Source organism: Methylobacterium sp. TK26, assembly GCF_055361565.1.
On record NZ_CM143965.1, the window covers coordinates 1,669,185 to 1,691,291 of the forward strand.

Here is a 22,107-nt window from a genome sequence, read left to right on the forward strand (position 1 = left end):
GGTCAGCCCCCCAGAAGCGTGGCGATCGCGGCGCGCAGGACCTCGTGGTCCGAGAACGGGAGCACCCGATCTCCCACGATCTGGCCGGTTTCGTGACCCTTGCCGGCCACGACCAGCACATCGCCCTTTCCGAGACGGCCGACCGCGCTGCGGATCGCCTCCTCGCGGTCGCCGATCTCCTCGGCGCCGGGGGCCGCATCGAGGATCGCCCGGCGAATTGCCGCCGGCTCCTCGGTGCGGGGGTTGTCGTCGGTGACGATCACGTGGTCCGCGAGGCGGGCGGCGATGGCGCCCATGAGCGGGCGCTTGCCCCGGTCGCGGTCGCCGCCGCAGCCGAAAACCACCACGAGCCGGCCCGAGGCGAAGGGGCGCAAGGCGGTGAGCACCTGCTCCAGCGCCTCCGGCTTGTGGGCGTAATCCACGAGGCAGAGTCCGCCCCGCGCCTCGCCGATCCGCTCCATGCGGCCCGGCACCCCGGTCAGGTGGTCGAGGGCGGCGAAGACCCCGTCCGGGTCGGCCGCGCCGGCCGGCGCCGCCAGGGCGAGGCCCGCCGCGACCAGGGCGTTCTCGACCTGGAAGCCCCCCACCAGGGGCAGCCGCAATTCGCGCGAGCGGCCCCCGGCCTCGACGGTGAGCGCCTGGGCGAAACCCTCCGTCCGCGCGGCGACGAGGCGGATGTCGCGCCCCGCCCGTCCGGTGGTGAAGACCGGCCGCCGGTTGGCTTCCGCCGTGGCGATCACCCGGTCGGAGAAGGCCCCGTCCGCGTTCACGACCGCCGGACACCCGGCGGGAAGCAAATCGGTGAAAAGCCGCATCTTGGCCGCGAGATAGTCTTCGATGCTCACGTGGTAGTCGAGATGGTCGCGGCCGAGATTGGTGAAGCCCGCCGCCGTGAGGCGCACGCCGTCGAGGCGGCGCTGCTCGATCCCGTGGGACGAGGCCTCCATGGCGAGTTCGGTGATGCCCTCGTCCGCGAGGCGGGCCAGGGTCTCGTGCAGGGTGACGGGATCGGGGGTGGTGAGGGAGCCGTATTGCGCGCCCCGGTTGGTGACGATGCCGACCGTGCCGAGGCTCGCCGACTCGCGGCCCATCCGTGACAGGATCTGGCGGACGAAGTCGGCCACCGAACTCTTGCCGGCGGTGCCGGTGACGGCGAGCACCGTCTCGGGCTGGCGCCCGGCGAGGCGGGCGGCGGCGAGCGCCAGCGCCCGGCGGGCCTCGGGGACGCCGATCCAGGCGGTCGTTTGCGGCAGGTCGGCGGGGCGCTCGCCCTCCCCCGCGACGGCCAGCGCCCCGGCTTCCGCCGCCTTGGCGGCGAAGAGGCGCCCGTCGGCCTTGGTGCCCGGTACCGCGACGAACACGCCGCCCGGCACGACGCGCCGGCTGTCGGCGGTCAGCCCGGCGACGGGCCGGTCCGCTTCGGGCCCGGCGGCGTCCGGGAAGAGGTCGCCGAGGCGGGTCACGGGCCGCCCAACTGGTTGACGTGGTAGGCGTTCAACTTGACCATCTGCGGGAAGGGCCTCACCGGCGCCTCGAACTGCGGCGGCAGCCCGAGAATCGGCGCGACGCGCTCGATGACTTTGCCGGTGACGACGCCGGAGTTCCAGGCGGCGGTGGCGTAGCCGCCGGATTCCGGCAGGCCTTGCGGCTCGTCCATGATGGTGACGAAGAGGTATTTCGGGTCGTTCATCGGCGCGGCCGCCATGAAGGTCGTGAACAGGCGGTTCTTGTTGTAGCGCCCGCCGATCACCTTCTCGGCCGTGCCGGTCTTGCCGCCGACGAAGTAGAGCGGCACCGACGCCTTCTTGGCCGAGCCCTCGGCGGCGTTGAGGCGCATGATGTAGCGCATCGCCTCGGAGGTCTGGGGCGAGAGCACGGGGGTCGAGCGCGCCTTCACCGAATCCGGGTCGGACTTCAGGAAGGTCGGGGTGATGAGCTTGCCGCCGTTGACGATGGCGCCCACCGCCATCGCCGCCTGGAGGGGCGCCACCGCGATGCCGTGGCCGAAGGCGATGGTGATGGTGTTGATCTCGCTCCAGCGCGAGGGGACGATCGGCGCCGCGCTCTCGGGCAGTTCGGTGCGCAGCCGGTCGGTGAGGCCCATCCTCTTGAGGAAGGCCTTGTGTCCGGGCACGCCGACGCCGAGCGCCATCTTGGCCGAGCCGATGTTCGACGAGTGCGTGAACACCTCCGGCATCGTGATGACGCGGTTGGTGCCGTGGTACTCGTGGATCTTCTGCCGGCCCCAGTTGAGCACGCCGCCCCGGGTGTCGAACGTCGAGTTGACGTTGTACTTGCCGGAATCGAGCGCCATCGCCAGCGTCATCGCCTTGAAGGTCGAGCCCATCTCGTAGACGCCGACATTCATGCGGTTGATCCGGTCGGGCGCCAGGGCGTCCTTCGGGTCGTTCGGGTCGAAATCGGGCATGGAGACCAGCGCGACGACCTCACCGGTCTTCACGTCGAGGATCATCGCCGCGCCGGCCTTGGCCTTGAAGTGCTCGATGCCCTTGGCCAACTCGTCGCGTACGGCGAACTGGGCGCGCAGGTCGAGGGAGAGCTGGATCGGCTTGAGGTCCGCCTGCTTGCTGACGAGGCCGAAGCTGTTCAGCGCCTGGAGGCCGGTGGAGTCGATGTACTTCTCCATGCCGGCGATGCCGACGCCGTCGAGGTTCGTCGCGCCCAGGATGTGGGCGGCGGCGGTGCCGTTCGGGTAGACGCGCTTGTGGTCCGGCAGGAAGCCGATGCCGGGAATGCCGAGGCGGTGCACCTCGGCCTGCTGCTTCGGCGTGAGTTCGCGCTTCACCCACACGAAGCCAGCGCCCTTGCGGTCCTTGCGGGAGGAGAGCTTGGCGCGCAGTTCCGAGGCGTTGAGCGAGGGCAGGACGGCGGTGAGCAGTTCGACCGCCTCGTCCTTGTCGTAGATGTTGCCGGGCTCGGCGAAGACCGAGACCGTGCGGATGTCGGTGGCCAGGATCTCGCCGTTGCGGTCTACGATGTCGGGGCGGAAGGCGGTCGAGGAACTGGCCGCCGCCCGGTGCTCCTGGCTGGGCGGCTCGCCGAAGATCGCCATGGTGAGGAGGCGCACGGAGATCGCCCCGAACACGCCGAGGAAGACGAGCCCGACCAGCGCCACGCGGACATGCGAGCGTTCGATGGCGAGGCGGAACATGCTGCGGACGAGGCGGCGCATGCGCACCCGGCGCGGGTCGCGCGGGGCCATGACCTCCTCCACCGCCTGCATCAGGCGGGCGGCGTCCTGCTCCGCCACCTGCGGCTCCGGCTGGGCTGCGGCCGCGGCCGCAGCGGCCTGTTCCTCCGGCGTGCCGAAGACCGGCTCCCGGCGCTCCGAATGATCCTGCGCGTCGGACACGAAACTACCTCGCGGCGGTCGGGGTACGGGTCGTCGTCACGGTGCGGCTGATCGCACCCGTCGTGCGCGGCTCGGGCGTGCCCTTCTCCTTGGGCGTCGCCGTCGCCGCCAGAAGGCGGCCGATCTCGTCGCCGCGCTCGGGCCGGGCGGGAAGGTCCGCGATCCGGCCGAGATGGCTGATGCCGATCGGCTCCAGGGCGAGGTGCTTTTCCACCGCCGCCTGGAGGCGGTCCGGCCGGGTCAGCAACTGCCACTCCGCCCGCAGGACGGCGATGGCCTGCCGCTCCTTGTGCAGGGCGGTCTGGACCTTGGAGACCTGACCCGCCTGATAGAGCGTGTCGTACTTGATCGAGTAGGCATAGACCGCCGAGGCGACGAGCCCGGCAATCGCCAGCAGGTTGAGCAGGCGGATCATCGGCGGGCGCCTCCGCGGCGGTGTTCGGGCAGGCTCGCCAGGGTCTCGATGGCGCTGAGCGGCGGCGGGACGGGGGCGTCGGTGCGCGCGACGGCGCGCAGCTTCGCCGAGCGGGCGCGCGGGTTACGCGCCAGTTCCGCCTCGCCCGGCAGGACGGGACCCTTGGTGACGAGGCTCAGGCTGCGCGGCTCCGGGGCGCCCTGGCTCGGCAGGTGCCGGGAGCCCTGGGCCGCCCGGCCGCTCCGCGCGGCGAAGAACTGCTTGACGATCCGGTCTTCCAGCGAATGGAACGTCACGACGGCGAGCCGCCCCCCCGGCGCCAGCACCCGCTCGGCCGCATGCAGCGCCCGGACGAGTTCGCCGAGTTCGTCGTTCACCGCGATGCGCAGACCCTGGAAGGTCCGCGTCGCCGGGTGGATGTGGCTGCCGGGCTCGACCCGCACCACGCCCGCCACGATCTCCGCGAGTTGCGCCGTGGTCTCGATCCGCCCGCGCCGACGCTCCTCGTGGATCGCCCGCGCCACCGCCCGCGACCGGCGCTCCTCGCCGTAATGGTAGATGATGTCGGCGAGTTCGGTCTCGTCAGCCTCGTTGACGATGTCGGCCGCGCTCGGCCCCTCGGCGCCCATGCGCATGTCGAGGGGGCCGTCGTGGCGGAAGGAGAAGCCGCGCTCCGGCGTGTCGAGCTGCATCGACGAGACGCCGATATCGAGCACCACGCCGTGCACCGCGCCCTCCCCCGCCGTGGCGGCGAGGCTGTCGAGGTCGCCGAAGCGGCCCGGCACCAGGGCGAGCCGGCCCTTGGCCTCCGCCACGAGGGCCTGACCGCCCGCGATGGCGCGCGGATCGCGGTCGATGGCCAGGACATGCAGGGCCGGGTCGGCGGCGAGGAGGGCCCGCGTGTAGCCCCCCGCGCCGAAGGTGCCGTCGATGATCACCCCCTCGCCCGCCGGGTTCAGGGCCGCGATCACCTCATCGAGGAGCACGGGGACATGGGGGGCACCGGACGCCGGGGCGGCGGTGCGAATCGGCTGGGCCCTCATGCGCGCCGTCCCGGGATTGACGGGCCGGCGGGAGGGGAAGCGGGAAGACGTGCGTGCACTCTTATCTCGCCCTGGTCCGGACCGCGCGGAGGCGGCTCGCGTGACGGGAGCGGCGACGGAGGCACTGGGCGCGAGCACCCGCGAACGGACGAGCCCTGCGGGTCCGCAGGTAACGCCCGGCGAGCCGATAGTCGCCGCTGACGGGAGGGTGCCGGGTATCATGGGCCTCGGAAGGTCGTCAACGCGCGCCGGGCGCGTGCGCCACTCCCTCGATCTAGAACCGGGCAAGGTTAACCGATGGTGTGTTTTTCGGCAGTTTCCCGCGCCGCCGCGCGGGCCGGGATTCGGCCAACGCGCTGAGGGTGTTCGGCTTTTGGGAATGGAGCGGATCAGCCGGCCTGTAAGCCGGGTTCTGTAGGGCCAGAAGGCTCGCGCCTTCCAACGTGGCAGCCATTCCTCTGGGACGGTCGTTGCCGACCGCCTCGAGCAACCAACCCGGGCGACTGGCCTGGAGAGCGGGCCTGCCCCCCTTTCGGGGGACGCGCCGCCCCTATTCGGTTTTGCTCCCGGTGGGGTTTGCCGTGCCGTCCGCGTTGCCGCGTCCGCGGTGCGCTCTTACCGCACCCTTTCACCCTGACCCCGGACGGATCCGGGGCGGTCTGCTCTCTGTGGCACTGTCCCTGGGGTCGCCCCCGCCGGACGTTATCCGGCACCGTCTCTCCATGGAGCCCGGACTTTCCTCCCCGGGCGAACCCGGAGCGGCTGCCCGGCCGGCTGATCCGGGGGCGACATGGGCCCTCGCCGCCCCTGCGGTCAAGGGCTCGCGGGGCTCACCAGGTGCCGGTGTTCTCCATGGAGGTCCACGGCTCCTGCGGCTCCTTGGCGTCGCCCTTCTGCAGGATCTCGATGGAGATGCCGTCCGGCGACTTCACGAAGGCCATGCGCCCGTCGCGCGGCGGCCGGTTGATGGTGACGCCCGCGTCCTTCAGCTTCGCGCAGAAGGCGTAGATGTCATCGACCTGATAGGCGAGGTGCCCGAAGTTGCGCCCGCCGGAATAGGTCTCGGGATCCCAGTTGTAGGTCAGCTCCACGAGGGGGGACTTGCTCTCCCGCGCCTTCTCGACGTCTCCGGGAGCGGCCAGGAACACGAGGGTGAACCGGCCCTTCTCGTTGTCGATCCGGCGGACCTCCTGAAGGCCGAACGTGCCGACATAGAAGGCGAGCGCCCGGTCGAGATCGGCGACGCGCACCATCGTGTGCAGGTATTCCATGAGACGATCCTATTGTAGTAACAGCGTAATTTTGAAATTCTGTCAAGAAGCTGCAAAGCCCACCTCAGCATGCCAAGGCTCTGGGTAAGCGTGGGACAATCGCACTACTTAGCGCTTGTCGATGTGAAAGGTAGGCTGATTCGGCATAGTCAGGCGCGAGCTTATTACCTCCAGCAATGTCGCTGAATTTGACGGTTTGACGCGTCTAAGGCGTCGAGGGAACAGCCGGCCGACCGGGTAACCCTTTGATATGAAGACGATCTCTTCGAGAGCTACGGCGTCGGAAGGATTGGGATGTTTCAGAGCAGTATCGTTGATATGCCCGCATCCCGCTCCGTCCGAGCGCACTTAAATGCGCCTCGATTTGGTGCACGGAGTGACTGAGATTGGTCGTAAGCGGCGTGGCTGGTTTGGAGCAGGGCCGCCGGAAGAGCGGACGAGCTCCTACCGACCCAACCCAGGCGCTCGGACCGTCGTCGGCACTCCTCCGAAGCAGCCATTCGTCAGCCCTCTGATAACTACGGCTCAGGGTGGATTTTGGCCTGATCCGCCCCCACTGAAGTGGTCCGCCCTTTGGTATGGCTTTGAGCCTGGAGGATGGACGACACGGCCAAGCATCCGAAGCCCGAGGAGATCGTCGCCAAGCTACGGCAGGCGGAGGTGCTGATCTCGCAGGGCCAGAGCGTCTCCGACGCGATCCGCGCCATCGGCGTGAGTTCAGTGACGTACTACCGGTGGCGGCGTGAGTTTGGCGGCCTGAAGAGCGATCAGGGGCGCCGGATGAAGGATCTGGAGACTGAGAACCAGCGGCTGCGCAAGGCGATCGCCGACCTCACGCTCGACAAGCTGATCCTGCAGGAGGCATCCCGGGGAAACTTCTGAGTCCTGCGCGCCGACGCGCCTATGTCAAGCACATCATCGACGTCCTTCACGTCTCCGAGCGTCGCGCCTGTCGGGCGCTCGGACAGCATCCCTCATCCTGAGCCTGTCGAAGGATTGACACAGCGCAAGGTCCCGCGGGGCCGTGATGACGAAGAAGCACTGACGGCCGACCTCGTGGCGTTGGGCGAACGGTATGGACGCTATGGCTACCGCAAGATCAGCGCGCTGCTGAAGGCGGCCGGGTGGCTCGTCAACGACAAGCGCGTCGAACGGATCTGGCGACGTGAAGGCCTGAAGGTCCCGGTCAAGCAGCCCAAGCGGGGGCGGATCTGGGACAACGACGGCTCCTGCCTCCGTCTTCGCCTGGAACACCGCAACCACGTCTGGTCGTATGACACCATCGAGGCCCGCACGCATGACGGACGCAAGTTCCGGATGCTCAACGTCGTCGACGAGTTCACGCCCGAATGCCTGGCCATCCGTGTCGCCCGTCAGTTGAAGGCGATCGACGTGATCGATGTGCTGTTTGATCTGTTCATCCTGCGTGAGGTGCCGGGGCACATTCGTTCGGACAATGGCCCGGATTTCATCGCCAAGTCCCTGCAGGCTTGAATCACCGGGGTCGGTGCCAAGACAGCCTACATCACCCCCGGTTCACCGTGGGAGAACGGCTATGTCGAGAGCCTCAACGCTCGCCTGCGGGACGAACTTTTGAATGGCGAGATCTTCTACACCCTGAAGGAGGCCCAGATTGTGATCGAGAGCTGGAGACGGCACTACAACGCTGTCCGCCCCCACGCGTCGCTCGGATATCGCCCACCAGCCCCGGAGGTGTTCGTGCCAGCCTTCACCGCTTGGCCGGCTGCACTCGTCCGACCGGCTGCGCCGACCAAGCTACCCATGGTGGAGCGGCCCACCGCACACTAACTTTATTCTTGGACCACCTCGTGGGGGCAGATCGCCCACCAAATGTTCCCACTGCCAGATTGGCTGGAGCCCTTTCAGGCGGCTACAGTGGCGCTATAACCATCAAAAATGCATGCGTTGGCGCTTGAGCTATAATGGGAGACCGGTGTCGACAGATGAAACAGGGCGGGAATGACCGCGAGCGCCGATTGCTCGATGGTGAGCCCCTCGGTGCGGACCAACAGATCCGGATGAGCCGGCGCCTCGTAGGGCGCGGAAATTCCGGTGAAATCGGGAATCTGACCGGCACGGGCGCGGCTGTATAATCCCTTCGGGTCGCGGTCCTCGCATACGTCCAAGGGCGTATCGATGAAGACTTCGAGGAAGGGAATGTCGCCGGCGATCTCCCGCGCGACCGCGCGTTCCTTGCGGAACGGTGAGATAAGCGAGACGATCACCACAAGCCCCGCCTCGGCCATGAGCCGGGCGGCCTCGGCGGCGCGGCGGACGTTCTCGGCGCGGTCCGCCGCGCTGAATCGGAGATCCCGGTTCAGCCCGTGGCGCAGGTTGTCGCCGTCGAGCACCATCGTGTGCCGCCCGCTCTGCGTGAGGGATCGGTCCACTACGTCGGCGATGCTGGACTTGCCCGACCCCGACAAGCCCGTGAACCACACAATCGCCGGGCACTGCCCGAGCGAGGCCCAGCGCCGCTCCCGCTCCTGCAATGGGTTCCACAACACATTCGGACTGACCGCGTGTATCGGCGATTGCGGCATCGGAGGCGGGCTACCGTTACATGACCAAATTCGATGTTACACGCCCCTCCGGAAAACATTGTGTCCCGGAAGTCACGTCCCCGTTGTTCCGAAGTGATCCCGCTCGCCGGAAAGGCCCGGAGCGACCGACGGCCGCACATCGAAGACAGGCGGAAAGCTGAACCGGCGCGATTTGGCATCTGCCCGCGACGGTTGCCAAGGCCGCTGGAACCAGGCTGCTCAGTGAGGGCCGGTCTCTTTCGATCAAGGAGCACCAACATTTGACGGATCGACGCGCTGCAAGCTCACACTGTGGAAAGGAGTTCCCGTGGCAATCCCGGCCGTGGCATGATCGGGCGGGGAGCGCCGCCTAATTCTGGCCTAGCATTCGGGATAGGGCCTAAACCGAGGCCCAATAGCAGACTTCGCCTGATTTCAACTTCAAATTGACTTTACACTACTTGGAGACCGAGCTATCGTGGCTGAAATTTCGTCATTTTGACCGGATTGCAGCCTACCGTTCTGCAGCGGCTATCTTTCAATCCGCGATTGAGCTATCAGGCCCCGCTCCTCGGATTGGTGAATCAGGACCGTAGAGAAGTGCTATTTCCGATTGTCGGCAAACGGATCTGGGTTACGGGCGACCGCGGCCTCGTCGGATCATCCGTGGTTCGTCGGCTCGGCCAGGTCGATTGCCAGATTCTCACGGCTCATCGCAGCGAACTCGATCTGCGCGATCAAGCTGCCGTTCGCGTCTGGATGACCCAAAACCAGCCCGACGTGGTGGTCCTCGCGGCGGCCAAGGTCGGCGGCATCTTCGCCAATAGCGAAAAGCCCGCCGAATTCTTGTACGACAACTTGATGATCGAGAGCAATATCATTCACGCCGCCTACCAAACCGGCGTGGAAAAGCTCCTGTTCCTCGGCTCGTCATGCATCTATCCGAAGCATGCTGACCAGCCGATGCGGGAATCCTCGTTGTTGACTGGGCCGCTCGAACCGACGAATGAGTGGTACGCTATCGCAAAGATCGCCGGACTGAAGCTCTGCGAAGCTTATCGCAAGCAATACAATTGTGATTTCATCTCCGCGATGCCGACCAACCTTTACGGCACGGGAGACAATTTCGATCTCGCGGGAGGTCACGTCCTCCCGGCGCTGATCAGGAAGGCGCATGAAGCCAAGCTCGCCGACGCGCCCGAATTACCCGTCTGGGGCTCAGGGTCGCCGCTCCGCGAGTTCTTGCACGTCGATGACCTCGCCGATGCCTGCGTCTTTCTGATCGAGAACTATTCATCCGATCAGCACGTGAATATCGGCACCGGCGAGGAAATTTCGATCAGGGATCTCGCAGAGCTGATCAGGGACGTGGTCGGTTTCCGCGGGCGCATCAGCTTCGATCCGTCGAAACCGGACGGCACCCCGCGGAAGCTCCAAGACATCACACGTCAGCTCGAACTCGGCTGGTGCGCCCGCATCCGCCTGCGCGATGGCATCGAGCAGACGTACCGTTGGTACCTCGACAATATCAACACTATTCGCGGATGACTTGCGGCTTTTGACTGCCGTCATCATCTCGAAACTCAGAATTAGGAATTGGCCATGGCAAAGAAGGTGGCACTGATCACGGGCGTCACTGGCCAGGACGGCGCCTATCTTGCGGAGCTTCTGCTCAGCAAGGGCTACCACGTCCACGGCATCAAGCGGCGCTCGTCGTCGATCAACACGGCCCGCATCGATCATCTCTACCACGATCCGCACATCCAGGGCGCAGACTTCACGCTTCACTACGGCGATCTTACCGATGCGACGAACCTGATCCGCGTGGTTCAGGAAACGACGCCGGACGAGATCTACAACCTCGGCGCGCAGAGCCACGTCCAGGTGAGCTTCGAGACGCCGGAATACACGGCCAACTCGGATGCAATGGGAACCCTGCGCCTCCTCGAGGCCATCCGCATCCTCGGCCTGGGCAAGAAGACGCGGTTCTATCAGGCTTCGACATCCGAACTGTACGGCAAGGTGCGGGAGACCCCGCAGAGCGAACTGACGCCGTTCTATCCGCGCTCCCCCTACGCGGCGGCCAAGATCTACGCATACTGGATCACCGTGAACTACCGTGAAGCCTACGATTTCCACGCCTCGAACGGCATCCTGTTCAATCATGAAGGGCCGACACGCGGCGAGACCTTCGTGACCCGTAAGATCACGCGGGCGGTTGCGGCGATCGAGTGCGGCGTGCAGGACACGCTGTTCCTCGGCAACCTGGAGGCGAAGCGCGATTGGGGCCACGCCCGCGACTATGTCGAGGGCATGTGGCGGATCCTCCAGCAGGATATGCCGGACGATTTCGTTCTGGCCACCGGCGAGACGCACACGGTGCGGGAGTTCGTCGAGCGGGCCTTCGCGGTCGTCGGCCGGACCATCGTCTGGAAGGGCGAGGGCGTGGACGAGACCGGCGTCGATGAGGGCAGCGGACAGGTGCTGGTCCGGATCGATCCGACCTACTTCCGTCCGACCGAAGTCGACCTTCTCCTCGGGAATCCTGCCAAGGCCCGGGAAAAGCTGGGCTGGACGCATACCACGACCTTCCCGCAGCTGGTCGAGGAGATGGTGGCCTCCGATTTGCGTGCCGCCCGCATTTCGCTGGCGGCGAGCCGGCAGGGATGACGACCGGACGCCCTTGGATCGGAGGCGACGTCCAATAGCCGGTTGCCCTTCGCTTCCGGGGGTATCGGCAGCGCGCGTCAGGCGGATCGATCGCGTCCCCATCGACTGGAGATCGCCTTGGGTGAGGAAGTGGTCTTGCCGGTCGTCGGGGGGCGGGCGGTGGACGAGTGAACGGCCGCCGGGGCACCTCCACCGTCTAAGAGTCCGTGTCGCGTCGATCGTTCCAGACGGTGGTCTTGCCGGTTTCGCGACCATCATTTCGGCCAATTGAGTTCAGAGGAATCGCACGTCGATCATGGCAATTGCCGTCTCAAACCCCTCATTCGATCCGCACACCGCTGCGGATACGCGCAATTGCCTGTTGCTTGTCCTCGGCCGTCAGGCCCTGAGCCACCACGAAATCCTTTTCTACCAGCGTGCCAGCGTGGCGGAACGCATCTGCCGCATGGTCGAGAACATGGAGTTTCGCGTCGAGGTGGAGACGCCCATCAGCTTGGTCGGCTTCGCCTCGGCGGCGCGGTTCACGGGTGAGCCGTCCGCGCGGTTCATCGCATGGCTGAAGGGAGCCATCCCGCTGGAGGAGATGAGCCGGCGACTGGTCGAGGATGCAGGCAGTTGGCGCGAGTTGCTCGTGGCCGTCTGGAGCGACCCCAACTTCGTCGCGCTGCTGCGTGACAAGACGATGTCGGATGGGCGTATCGGCCTGTTCGTCGACGGTCTTCGCCGCGTCCCGGCCGGGGACGGCCGGCCGCTGAGCCAACGCTTCTCCTGCGAGCTGCGCTCTCTCGAGGATGGGGCCAGCCTGATGTCGGTCGGGGCGGGCTCGACCGACGTCAAGCAGCCCGAACTCACCGAGATAACCTATTTTGTACGTGAGATGATCCGCGTCAAACCCTGGCAGAAGGGCTTCGTCTCGACGGAGAGTGATCCTCAATTGATTTTCCCGTCCCTGACGCCTGGCGTCTATCACTTCAGGATGCGCATCGTCTACGAGCACACGACACCGAATACCCAGGCCGACTACGCGCAGATCTTCTTCGATTTCGGGCAGGACTATTCCGAGCGGAATTCCTTCACGTTCCCGATCAGCAACGGCGCCGTGGCGGTCGAAGCAATCTTGGACATTCAAAAACCCGTCAAAACACTCCGCTTGGATCCCACGATCGGACCCGCCGACTTCAGGTTCGAATACCTCTCCCTCAGCATCATGCATTAAGTCGGCCGGATCGGTGTTACCATGAACGTTGTCTTCGTAAATTATGGGCTGTTCAACAGCAACAGCGGTGGCCACGTCGCGCATTTCGCGAACGCCTTGAGCGATCTCGGTGCGAATGTGACGGTGCTCGGCACCAACGATCCGGAGACCGTGAATGATTTCGGCCCCCCGTGCTTCGAGGCGATCCGGATGCCCGAGGTCGGCGAAGAGATCCCGGCCGAGATCCTTGCCCTCGCCGGGCGGCCCGACACCGTGATCCATGCCTGGACGCCGCGGCGCCGCGTCTATGAACTCGTCGACGCCATGGTGCAGGAGACGGGCTGTCCCTACATCGTGCATCTCGAGGACCATGAGCACTTGCTCCTCGATTCCGTGATGGAGTGGAGCTGGGACAGCCTCGCCAAGCTCGGCGTGGACGAGCTCGACGGCCTCATTCCCCACCACCTGTCGCATCCCGTCCGGTCGCCGCGTTTCATCCGCAACTCCGCGGGCGCGACCCTGATCGTGGAAAAGCTCGGCGAATTGTGCCCGGACGACCTCCCCAAGCACGTGCTCGAGCCGGGGGTCGACACCGACCAATTCAACGCCGACCTGACCGCCGCGCAGATCGCCGCGATCCGCGAGGAACTGTTCATCGACGATGGCGCGAAGATCATCGTTTACAATGGAAACATGCATTCGGCCAACCACCACGAAGTGTTCTCACTCTACACCGCCGTGATGATCCTGCGGCGGCGCGGCCATAACATCGTGCTCGTCCGCACAGGGAAGGATCACTACGACAAGGTCGATGTCAGCTATTCCTATCTTCGCGGAGACTGGACGATTGATCTGGGCGTCGTGGATCGCGACCGCATGATCGAAACCCTCAAGATCGCCGATGTCTTCGTGCAACCGGGCGCCTCGGAGGGGTTCAACGCCTACCGGCTGCCCTCGAAGCTTCCCGAGTTCCTGGCCCTGGGCCGCCCTCTCCTTCTGCCAGCCACGAATATAGGCCTCCGGCTGCGGGACGGCGTGGAGGCCATCCTCCTCAAGCGGGGCGACGCGGAGGAGATCGCCGACCGCGTCGCGGAGGTGATTTTCTCGGAGGATGCGGGCCGGTCCATCGGCGAAGCCGGTCGACAATTCGCAACCGAGAATCTAAACTGGCGCGCAAATGCTTCGCATTTGTTGAACTTCTACCGTAGTCGGCTCGACGGATCATCTGCGACCCTCGGCACGCCGAAGTACTTAAGGACGAAGTGATGTCCGTCGATCTTGTTTCCGACGCCGAGCTCAAGACTTTACTCGACCTCAGCCGAGAGCCGGTCCAGGAGGGGATCACCCATGGGACCGTCCGGGACTTTTGCCAGGGCGCCGATCTGTGTCCGAAGCTGCTCCGGTACAACAACGACATCAAGGACAGCCAGCGCTTCTGGACGCTCAAGACGATCCTCGCGACCCAGCCGGTCGGCGCGACGCTGATCGAGATTGGTGCGGGCGAACCGGTCGTGGCGGACATCCTCGGCCGCCTCGGCTACCGGGTGATCGTCGTCGATCCCTACGAGGGCGCCGGCAACGGCCCGCTCGACGTGGATCACTTCAAGAGACTCTACCCCCACGTCGAGTACTTAGTTGAGTGGTTCTCCGACTCCCTGACGCAGCTCGAGCCCGGCATGGCCGATTGCTGCTACTCGATCAGCGTGGTCGAGCACGTGCCGATCCCGATCCTGTCGACGATCACCGACGGCATCCGGAAGTTCACGAAGAAGGGGGGGACGATCGTCCACGCCGTCGACTTCGTGGCGACGGGAGCGGGCGCCGAGTACCATACGGAGATGGTGCGCACTTTCGCCGGCCTGCTCGGCTATCCCGAGGAGACCGTCGACGCGGCCCTGGAGAGGGCGGCAAACGACTCGGACACGTACTACCTCTCCGCCGAGGCTCACAACCGCTGGCGTGGAACAGTTCCCTACGACCAGTTTCCGATGCGGAAGGTTCACTCTCTGCAGATCGTGGGCTTCAAGCCGTCCCCAGCGCCCAGGAAGCGGGCCGAGGGCGTCGCCAGCGAGGACTCTGTCACCAAGGAGGTGGACAGAGGCGGCGAAAGCGAGGGTGAGCGGCGGCTCAGGGGCATCGCGGAGGTCGCCCGGCTGAAGTCGCGCTACGACGCGACGCAGATCGAGTCCCTAGTGCGCGCGGCCGACGCCATTTGCGCCAATCCGGTCCTGTCGGCCTGGGTCGATGTCGAACTGTTCAACGGCCGGCGAATGCAGGTGAACCTGCGCGATGAGGTCGGCCGGCAGATCTTCGTCCACAAGGCCTATGAAATCGAACTGAGCCGATACCTCACGAAGGCGCTTAACCCCGGGCACGTGTTCCTCGATGTTGGCGCGCACCACGGATACTTCTCGATCCTCGCCGCCGACCGCGTTGGCAGGGAGGGGGCCGTCCACGCCTTCGAGCCGACACCTGACACCTACCGCCGCCTCGTGCAGAACGTCAGCGTGTTCCCCTGGGTGACGACCCACGATGTCGCCGTCGGTCAGAGGGAGGGCAAGCTTACCCTCAAGGATTACGGCGAGGCTTACGCGGCCTACAATTCCGCCTTCCCGCCACGGCTCGAAAACAGCGGCCATACGGTCCTGCGCGAACACGAGGTGAGTCAGGTCAGCATCGACGGCTTCTGTGCCGCGCATTCGGTGAAGCCGGACTTCATCAAGGTCGATGTCGAGAGCATGGAATTGCAGGTGATCCGAGGGATGAGCGAGCTGCTCAGAGCCCACAAGCCGGTCGTGATGCTCGAAGTCGGCGACTTCGACCATCTCATCGGATCCGGCATTCCCCGCACCGTCGATCTCTGCGCCGAGATGAAGCGATTGGGCTATAGCCCGTTCGAGATCGTCGATGGTGAATTGAAGCCGCACATCGTACGCGAAAGCTATGATTATGACATCATTGTCTTCACGTCTTAAGCAAGTGAGAGCTTGGATCGGGCAGGACATCTTGAAGGCCCGTGAGCCGTCGGAAGGCAACCCCTCCGCGCTAGGCGAAGCGCACAAAAGCAGGGACAGGATGGGACAGTCGAAGGGGAACCATGCTCGTGTGTTCGCCGATCGGATCGCGGCGCTGACGCGAGTCCCCCGCTTCTCGATCGTGATGCCGGCCTACCGCACGCCTGCGGACGTGCTGCGGCGGGCCATTCAATCGGTGCTCGATCAAGCCCTGCCGGCCTTCGAACTCATCATCGTCGATGACAGCGGCGAGCGGAGATCGATCCGGCAGGTGGTCAGCGAGTTCACCGGTGCGAACAAGTTGGTCAAGCTGGTCGTCAATGCCGAGAACTTGGGCATATCAAATTCGACCAACGTGGGCGTCAGCCACGCGAAGGGCGACTTCATCTTCCTGCTCGACCACGACGACGAAATCACCGCGGATGCCCTGCTCGTCTTCGCCGAGGCGATGGAGAAGGATCCCGAGGTCGATGTCTGGTATTCCGACCAAGTCACGGTCGACGAGACGGGGCGTGTCCTTCACCACTTCCTGAAGCCGGACTGGTCCCCCATCTACGCGATGGGCGTGATGTATGTCGGCCACCTCCTCGCGGTTCGCACCGGACTGTGCCGCGAGGTGCCGTTCCGGAAGGAACTGGACGGGGTGCAGGACTTCGATTTCCTGCTTCGCGTCTCGGAGAGAACTTTGCGGATCGGGCACGTCAAGTCCATCGCCTACAAATGGCGGGCGATTGCAGGATCCCTCGCGCGCGACGGCGGCGAGAAGGGCGGAATCGACGCCCTCCAGCGGCAGGCCGTGAACGAGCACATCGCACGGCTCGGAAAGACGTGGCGCGCAGAGAACCATCCCCTGCTGCCGCACCGGCTGGTGCTGCTCCCCTCGAGGCGGACGCGAGAGCCGAAGGTAAGCATCGTCATCCCCTCTCGCAACCAGGGCGAGGTGCTGGGGCGCTGCCTGGATTCCCTCTTCACGATGACCGATTATTCCGATTACGAAGTCATCGTCGTCGACAACAGGACCACCGACCCCGTCGCGGTGGCCCACATGAAGAATTACCCGATCAAGAGGATCTCGTACAAAGACAAGAAGTTCAACTATTCGGTCGCCAACAACCTCGGCGTCCAGGCCTCCGACGGCGAAATGCTCGTATTGCTCAACAATGACACCGAGATCATTGATACGGACTGGCTCCGCAAGCTGAGCATGTATTTCGAGTTCGAGGATGTCGGCGCCGTCGGCGCGACGCTTCTGTATCCCGACAGGTCGATCCAACATGCGGGCGTGATCCTGGGCCCGCGGGGAACGGCCGACCACATCATGCGTGGCTTCGTCGAGTCCGCCGACGGCTACGGCGGATCGCTTGCCGTCTCACGCGAGACGAGCGCGGTCACGGCCGCCTGCATGATGCTGCCCCGGGCGCTGTTCGACCGGGTCGGCGGCTTCTCAATCGATTACGCGAAGCACTATCAGGACGTCGATCTGTGCCTGAAGATCCGCGAGTGCGGGCTTCGCTTGATCCAGTCCTCAAACGCGAGGCTGATCCACCACGAGAGCCTGAGCCGGAAGAGTGACGGCTACGATCTCGGCGATCGGGCGATCCTGATCGACCGGTGGCGGCGGTGGATCGACACGGGCGATCCCTACTACCATACCGGCTTCGCGGCTGGGAGCGTCGACTACACGATCAGGCCCGAGTTGCTCAACGTGCTGTGAGCCAGGGCCGGCCCCGCACCGGGCCGGCCCCTCGCGGCGAGGAGCGTCGGGAGCGCGCTCCGCTCACCAGGCCGCTAGCGGGGCGCGTCGCCACGTGTTTTCGGCAGCGCAGACATAGACGTAGTTCTTGTCGAAGGTGATGGAACCCGCCGCACAGGGGGACGAGGTGGAGGACGGCACGGGGCCACGGGTCTGAGGGCCGTCCCCGGCCGTGAGGGTTCCATCCGCGGTCGCCAGAACCGGCCGCGTGCCGGCCCCCGCGAGATTGGACGTCTTCACCACGCCCTGGGCACTGACGCTGAAGGATGCGAGCCCCGGCCCGGAGGAGCGCAGCAGATAGCCCTTGGGATTGATGGGATGGGTGCCGTTCATCGCGCCGAACAGGATCCCGTCCCTCCAGCCGACGGCACCGGCTTGATTGGACAGGGCCAGCATCGCGTCGAAATCGGCGCCTTGGACCTTGTCCGAGGGAAGGGCAGCGATCTGCAGGCCCGACTTGTAATGGACGCTCGACCCCACCTCCGCCGCGATGTTGATCTCGCCAGCCGATGCATTGAAGACGTTGCTCGCGCCGGACTTGAGGACGACGAGCGGGTTGATGCCGAAATAGGCACCGCGCGTGCCGCCGTCGCCCCGCAGGCTCGTGCCGCCATCCCCCGTATAGGTCGTCGTGCTGAAGGCCCCCGCGACGTAGTTGCGGTTCCCGTTCGCCTCGGCGGTCGGGGCCTTCTGCACGAGCAAGCCGAACAAGGCCTGCCGGCCGCCCTGGGCGACCGGGGTGGTCCCGCTCGGCCCGCCGCCGGTGATCGTGCCCTGGACGGTCAGGTAATTGGCGAAATGAGGCCCCGTGATCGCTGCGTTGTCCCCTTCGACATTGAGCAAGCTCCCGTTGATTCCCGTATCGCTGCGCCCGGTGAGATAGCGGCGCATAAACAGCTGATAGCCGAGGTCGGTCTTGACCGGCACCGCCCCCTCCCGGCCTCCGAGCCGCAATTCGGGCAGGCGCCCGGACAGGGCGTCGATGAAGGGTGGCCCGTTCCGCAGGGGCTGATCGTCATTGGCGACGGTGGGTGATGCAGGCGCCTGCGCCGCTTGGGCCCATGCGGCCGAGGGCGCCAGCCCGGCAGCCGCCGTGATCGCGAGCCACGTCTTGATCTTCATCGACCCTCTCCGGATATGTCGCATGGAACGCCCTCTGTCATCCATAGATCAAGAAAAAGCTCTTGGTAGGGGACTCATTCAGGTGCTAGCGATGACACAGGAAACGAGAGCGACGGCAGCGAGATAGCTGGAGGCTAGGCGATCGTAGCGTGTTGCAACGCGCCGCCAGTTCTTGAGGTGGCCGAACAGGCGCTTGATCCGATTGCGCCGCCGGTAGGCGATCCGGCTGTGCTTGTAGGGTACCGTCCGGGTGGCCGTGGACGGGATGGTGGCGATCAGCCGGTGGCTCTTCAGCCAGTCCCTCAGGCTCTGCGCATCGTAGGCCTTGTCAGCGATCAGACACTTGGGCGGCGCTACGGCCTGCACCAGAGGCAGCGCCATGGTGATGTCGGCCACGTTGCCGGGCGTCAGGGCGAACGCGATCGGTCGGCCACGACCATCGGCCAAGCAATGGATTTTGCTCGTGAACCCGCCGCGCGAGCGGCCGATCGCTTGGCTCCAGGCCCCCCCTTTCCGCCCGCGGCCGAGCGATGAGCCTTTACGTGCGAGGCATCGAGCATCAGTTCGTCGGGGACAGGACCTGCGGCAGCGATCTTGGCAAACAGCCGCTGCCAGACTCCACGCTGCGACCACCTGTTGTAGCGGTTGTAGATCGTCGTGCGGGGGCCGTAGGCGGAGGGCGTATCCTGCCAGCGGCAGCCAACCTTCAGCACATGCAGGATGCCGCTGATCACCCGCCTGTCGTCGACACGAGGTTTGCCCGGTTGGCCGTGCGGCAGGTGCGGCTCGATCCGCGCCCAGGCCTTATCCGAGAGCCAGAACAACCGTGCCATCGCGTACCTCCTGCTCTGGAAACTCCAAACTCAGGAATAAAACGCGAGCGGAGGCAGATGGTTGTATAAGTTCCCTACCTAGGCTGGATCGACATTCACCGCATCCAGAGCAGGGCAGCGGCGATGTGGAGGAAGCTGAGGAAGTGAAGGGCCCTGCGGTCGAAGCGTGTGGCGATGCGGCGGAAGTGCTTGAGCTTGTTGAAGCAGCGCTCGACGGTGTTCCGGACCTTGTAGGCGGCGAAGCCGTAGGGGATCGGGCGCCGCCGGGTCGGGTTGCATGGGATGACCGCCTCGGCCCCCATGTCGGCGATGAGGCTGCGCAGGGCGTTGCTGTCGTAGGCTTTGTCGGCCAGGACGCAGCGCGGCGAGAGGCCGTCGAGCAGCGCCGGAGCCAGCGGTGCATCCCCGCGTTGGCCCGGGGTCAGGATCAGCTTCAGCGGTCGCCCGCGCGCATCGGCGGCCATATGGATCTTGGTCGTCAGTCCTCCTCGGGAGCGCCCCAGAGCCTGATCCCCCCTTTTTGGCCGCCACCCTTGCCGGTGGCCGCCTGCTGGTGAGCGCGCACGAGACTGGAGTCGAGACTGACGTAGTCGTTGTCGGGATCGACGATGAGGTCGGCGAAGACGCGCTCCCACACCCCGGCCTTGGCCCAGCGGGTGAAGCGCTTGTGAGCGGTCTTCCACGTGCCGTAGCGCTCAGGCAGATCGTGCCAGTGCGCGCCCGATCGCAGCACCCACAGCACGCCGTTGACGAAAGCGAGATTGTCGGCCCCCGAGCGGCCCGGATCACCGGGTTTGCCCGGCAGCAGTGGCGCGATGCGCTGCCACTGCTCCGGGGTCAGTTCGTACCGCTTCGGCTTGGCCATCCTCAGGCTCCCGGATCATCGATCCGGAGCCTGAAAATCACACCACGCCGCCAAGCGGAACCCTGAATGTCGATTGAACCTAGTGCGTTTTCGGTTTGGGCTGAATCGGACGTGCGGCGTTCACGTGGCGGGGTGAGGGTGATTCATTGCGGCTCCCGATGAGGAGCGAGGCATGGGCTGACCTTACAGCCAGGACCTGCGCGAGCGCGTGGTCGACGCGGCCGCAACGACGTCGCGTCGACAGGCGGCCGCGCGCTTCGAAGTCGATGTCGCCACCGCGATCCGCCGGATGGCCGCCCTGACGACGACCGGGACGGTGGCGGCCCGTCCGCAGGGGCGAGCCCGCCGCTCCAAGCTGGATCCCCATGAGGCCTTCCTGCGAGCCCTGATCGCCGAGACGGATGACATCGCCCTGGCGGAGATGCGCGCCCGGCTGCTGGAGGAGCACGACCTTACGGTTGGGCTGGGCACGCTGTGGAGCTTTCTCGACGCACGCGGCCTGACGTACAAAAATAAGACAGCCCACGCCACGGAGCAGGACTGCCCGGACGTGAAGGCGGCGCGCGAGGCTTGGTTCGAGGGCCAGCCCGACCTCGATCCCGCCCGCCTCGTGTTCCTCGACGAGACCTGGACCTCGACCAAGATGGCCCGCAGCCGCCGACGCTGCCCGCGTGGCGAGCGGCTGCGCTCCCCCGTGCCGCATGACTACTGGAAGACCACGACCTTCGTCGCGGACCTGCGCCTGTCCGGGATTGCCGCACCGTTCGTGCTCGACGGGCCGATCAATCGCGACGCCTTTCAGGCTTACGTCGATCGCGTGCTCGTGCCCGAACTCACGCCCGGCAACATCGTCGTGATGGACAACCTCGGCAGCCACAAAGGACCGGCCGTGCGCACTGCGATCGAGGCGGTCGGCGCACAGTTGCTGTTCCTCCCGCCCTACTCGCCGGACTTCAAGCCGATCGATCGTTCGACAGGCTCAGGATGAGGTGGCCTTCTCCAAGCTCAAGGCGCTCCTGCAGAAAGCCGCCGAGCGCACCGTCGAAGGGCTATGGTCCGCCATCGGCCGGCTCATCGACACCGTCACCCCAGACGAGTGCGCCAACTTCTTCGCCGCAGCAGGATACGACCCAGATTAAACCGAAACCGCTATAGCTCATTGTTTTTGCTGCGGTTTCTTGCGCCGAACCGGCCACCGCTCCGACGGAAAATGCTCTGGCCCGGCGCGCGCGCGGGCGCGGGCCGCGCGATCGCCCGCCCGCCGGGCGGCGCGGTCATCGCGGTCGGAAATAGTCCAGGTCGTCGACGTTCCGATTGATGAAATGGGCGCAAGTCGTGCACATTGGCGGAGGATCGCGGTCGATGATCCGTTGCCGGAGATCCATGAAGTCGCGTCCGAACCAGATGTCCTCGAAGGAGGCGCCCTTCACCGCCAGCGAGCCGAAGGGTCGTTCCGGCCTGCAATCTGGATAGGGATAGACGTCACCGAAGGCGTCCACGAAGACACTGTCGAACGGCCGGGCGCAAAACAGATAGGGGGGAGCCGCATCGGCAAGCTCGAAGTGGATCTCCCGCTTGCCCAGATCCGTGACGAGACCGTCGTCGTTCTGGGCGATGGCATGCAGTGCGATGCGGAACTTGTCGCGCTGCGAGATCGCCTCACGGCGCAGTTCGAAGGACCATTGCGCCCGGTAGAGATGGGGATAGTCGGGATAGGCCGCACTCACGTCGGGCCGCTCGCCGTTCAGGATCGCGGCCTCGCCGACCGTGACCATGCCCCTCGGGTTGAGGTCTCCGGGCTTGTCGCCGGGCCGGGGCTCACGCTCGATCGACACCTTTCTCACGGCCTTCCTGTCGAGGGCCCAGCCCATAAGGACCACCGCGTTGCTCGCCGTGGTCTCCGTCACCGCCGGCAGGTCGACGAAGCCGATAGGAGCCTCGCGCGCGCGCGAGGGATCAGCCGACGCGCCGGAGGCGGGCATGTCGTACCGGCCCTGGTTCCGGATCATG

Annotated in this window: 15 protein-coding genes, 1 other RNA gene and 3 pseudogenes; 8 read left to right on the forward strand and 11 right to left on the reverse strand. The window is 65.6% G+C overall.

Features of this window, described 5'->3' with window-relative positions; all coding sequences use genetic code 11:
* Window positions 1–2 precede the first annotated feature (2 nt).
* From ACXJ1Y_RS08080 to ACXJ1Y_RS08105, 6 genes are all read right to left on the reverse strand, one after another.
* Complete coding sequence (locus tag ACXJ1Y_RS08080) at window positions 3–1,463, reverse strand: UDP-N-acetylmuramoyl-L-alanyl-D-glutamate--2,6-diaminopimelate ligase (RefSeq protein WP_463849552.1); 1,461 nt, start codon at window positions 1,461–1,463, stop codon at window positions 3–5.
* Window positions 1,460–3,244: a peptidoglycan D,D-transpeptidase FtsI family protein gene (locus ACXJ1Y_RS08085; RefSeq protein ID WP_463850064.1), complete on the reverse strand. Its 1,785-nt coding sequence runs from the start codon at window positions 3,242–3,244 to the stop codon at window positions 1,460–1,462. The genes ACXJ1Y_RS08080 and ACXJ1Y_RS08085 overlap by 4 nt, the downstream gene beginning before the upstream one ends.
* A gap of 133 nt (window positions 3,245–3,377) precedes the next feature.
* Window positions 3,378–3,788 (reverse strand): cell division protein FtsL, encoded by a 411-nt coding sequence (ftsL, locus tag ACXJ1Y_RS08090; RefSeq protein ID WP_243956742.1) that lies wholly within the window; start codon window positions 3,786–3,788, stop codon window positions 3,378–3,380.
* Window positions 3,785–4,831 carry a 16S rRNA (cytosine(1402)-N(4))-methyltransferase RsmH gene (rsmH, locus tag ACXJ1Y_RS08095; RefSeq protein ID WP_463849553.1) on the reverse strand — a complete coding sequence of 349 codons (1,047 nt, stop codon included), beginning with the start codon at window positions 4,829–4,831 and terminating at the stop codon, window positions 3,785–3,787. The genes ftsL and rsmH overlap by 4 nt, the downstream gene beginning before the upstream one ends.
* 385 nt (window positions 4,832–5,216) lie before the next feature.
* An RNA gene (rnpB, locus tag ACXJ1Y_RS08100) (RNase P RNA component class A) lies at window positions 5,217–5,609 on the reverse strand.
* Window positions 5,610–5,661: 52 nt separating this feature from the next.
* Window positions 5,662–6,102, reverse strand: coding sequence for a VOC family protein (locus ACXJ1Y_RS08105; RefSeq protein WP_463849554.1), 441 nt, complete (start codon window positions 6,100–6,102; stop codon window positions 5,662–5,664).
* A gap of 597 nt (window positions 6,103–6,699) precedes the next feature.
* Between ACXJ1Y_RS08105 and ACXJ1Y_RS08110 the strand changes: the two are divergent.
* A pseudogene (locus ACXJ1Y_RS08110) lies at window positions 6,700–7,911 on the forward strand (IS3 family transposase).
* Window positions 7,912–7,985: 74 nt separating this feature from the next.
* Here ACXJ1Y_RS08110 and cysC read toward each other — a convergent pair.
* Window positions 7,986–8,666 carry an adenylyl-sulfate kinase gene (cysC, locus tag ACXJ1Y_RS08115; RefSeq protein WP_463849555.1) on the reverse strand — a complete coding sequence of 227 codons (681 nt, stop codon included), beginning with the start codon at window positions 8,664–8,666 and terminating at the stop codon, window positions 7,986–7,988.
* A gap of 579 nt (window positions 8,667–9,245) precedes the next feature.
* On the opposite strand from cysC, the gene fcl reads away from it, so the two are divergent.
* The 6 genes from fcl to ACXJ1Y_RS08145 all read left to right on the forward strand — a co-directional run bounded on the left by fcl (window position 9,246) and on the right by ACXJ1Y_RS08145 (window position 17,238).
* Window positions 9,246–10,193, forward strand: coding sequence for a GDP-L-fucose synthase (gene fcl, locus ACXJ1Y_RS08120; protein ID WP_463850065.1), 948 nt, complete (start codon window positions 9,246–9,248; stop codon window positions 10,191–10,193).
* Between the two features lie 54 nt (window positions 10,194–10,247).
* Window positions 10,248–11,315 (forward strand): GDP-mannose 4,6-dehydratase, encoded by a 1,068-nt coding sequence (gene gmd / locus ACXJ1Y_RS08125; protein WP_463849556.1) that lies wholly within the window; start codon window positions 10,248–10,250, stop codon window positions 11,313–11,315.
* A 295-nt stretch (window positions 11,316–11,610) separates the two neighbouring features.
* Window positions 11,611–12,531, forward strand: a complete 921-nt coding sequence (locus ACXJ1Y_RS08130; protein WP_463849557.1) for a hypothetical protein — start codon at window positions 11,611–11,613, stop codon at window positions 12,529–12,531.
* Window positions 12,532–12,552: 21 nt separating this feature from the next.
* Window positions 12,553–13,776, forward strand: coding sequence for a glycosyltransferase family 4 protein (locus tag ACXJ1Y_RS08135; RefSeq protein WP_463849558.1), 1,224 nt, complete (start codon window positions 12,553–12,555; stop codon window positions 13,774–13,776).
* Window positions 13,776–15,485 carry an FkbM family methyltransferase gene (locus ACXJ1Y_RS08140; protein ID WP_463849559.1) on the forward strand — a complete coding sequence of 570 codons (1,710 nt, stop codon included), beginning with the start codon at window positions 13,776–13,778 and terminating at the stop codon, window positions 15,483–15,485. The genes ACXJ1Y_RS08135 and ACXJ1Y_RS08140 overlap by 1 nt, the downstream gene beginning before the upstream one ends.
* Before the next feature lie 130 nt (window positions 15,486–15,615).
* Complete coding sequence (locus tag ACXJ1Y_RS08145; protein WP_463849560.1) at window positions 15,616–17,238, forward strand: glycosyltransferase family 2 protein; 1,623 nt, start codon at window positions 15,616–15,618, stop codon at window positions 17,236–17,238.
* Window positions 17,239–17,301: 63 nt separating this feature from the next.
* On the opposite strand, the gene ACXJ1Y_RS08150 is transcribed toward ACXJ1Y_RS08145, so the two are convergent.
* The 3 genes and pseudogenes from ACXJ1Y_RS08150 to ACXJ1Y_RS08160 all read right to left on the reverse strand — a co-directional run bounded on the left by ACXJ1Y_RS08150 (window position 17,302) and on the right by ACXJ1Y_RS08160 (window position 20,097).
* Window positions 17,302–18,399 (reverse strand): hypothetical protein, encoded by a 1,098-nt coding sequence (locus ACXJ1Y_RS08150; protein WP_463849561.1) that lies wholly within the window; start codon window positions 18,397–18,399, stop codon window positions 17,302–17,304.
* A 78-nt stretch (window positions 18,400–18,477) separates the two neighbouring features.
* Window positions 18,478–19,232, reverse strand: a protein-coding gene (locus tag ACXJ1Y_RS08155; RefSeq protein WP_463849562.1) for an IS5 family transposase whose coding sequence is annotated in 2 segments (ribosomal slippage) — window positions 18,478–18,902 and window positions 18,902–19,232 — 756 coding nt in all. Because the reading frame shifts where the segments join, the coding sequence is not laid out codon by codon here.
* Window positions 19,233–19,327: 95 nt separating this feature from the next.
* Window positions 19,328–20,097, reverse strand: a pseudogene (locus ACXJ1Y_RS08160) (IS5 family transposase).
* Between the two features lie 196 nt (window positions 20,098–20,293).
* On the opposite strand from ACXJ1Y_RS08160, the pseudogene ACXJ1Y_RS08165 reads away from it, so the two are divergent.
* Window positions 20,294–21,236 (forward strand): annotated as a pseudogene (locus tag ACXJ1Y_RS08165) (IS630 family transposase).
* A gap of 135 nt (window positions 21,237–21,371) precedes the next feature.
* Here the strand turns inward: ACXJ1Y_RS08165 and ACXJ1Y_RS08170 are convergent.
* Window positions 21,372–22,106, reverse strand: a complete 735-nt coding sequence (locus tag ACXJ1Y_RS08170; protein ID WP_463849563.1) for an SPASM domain-containing protein — start codon at window positions 22,104–22,106, stop codon at window positions 21,372–21,374.
* Between the last annotated feature and the right edge of the window lies 1 nt (window position 22,107).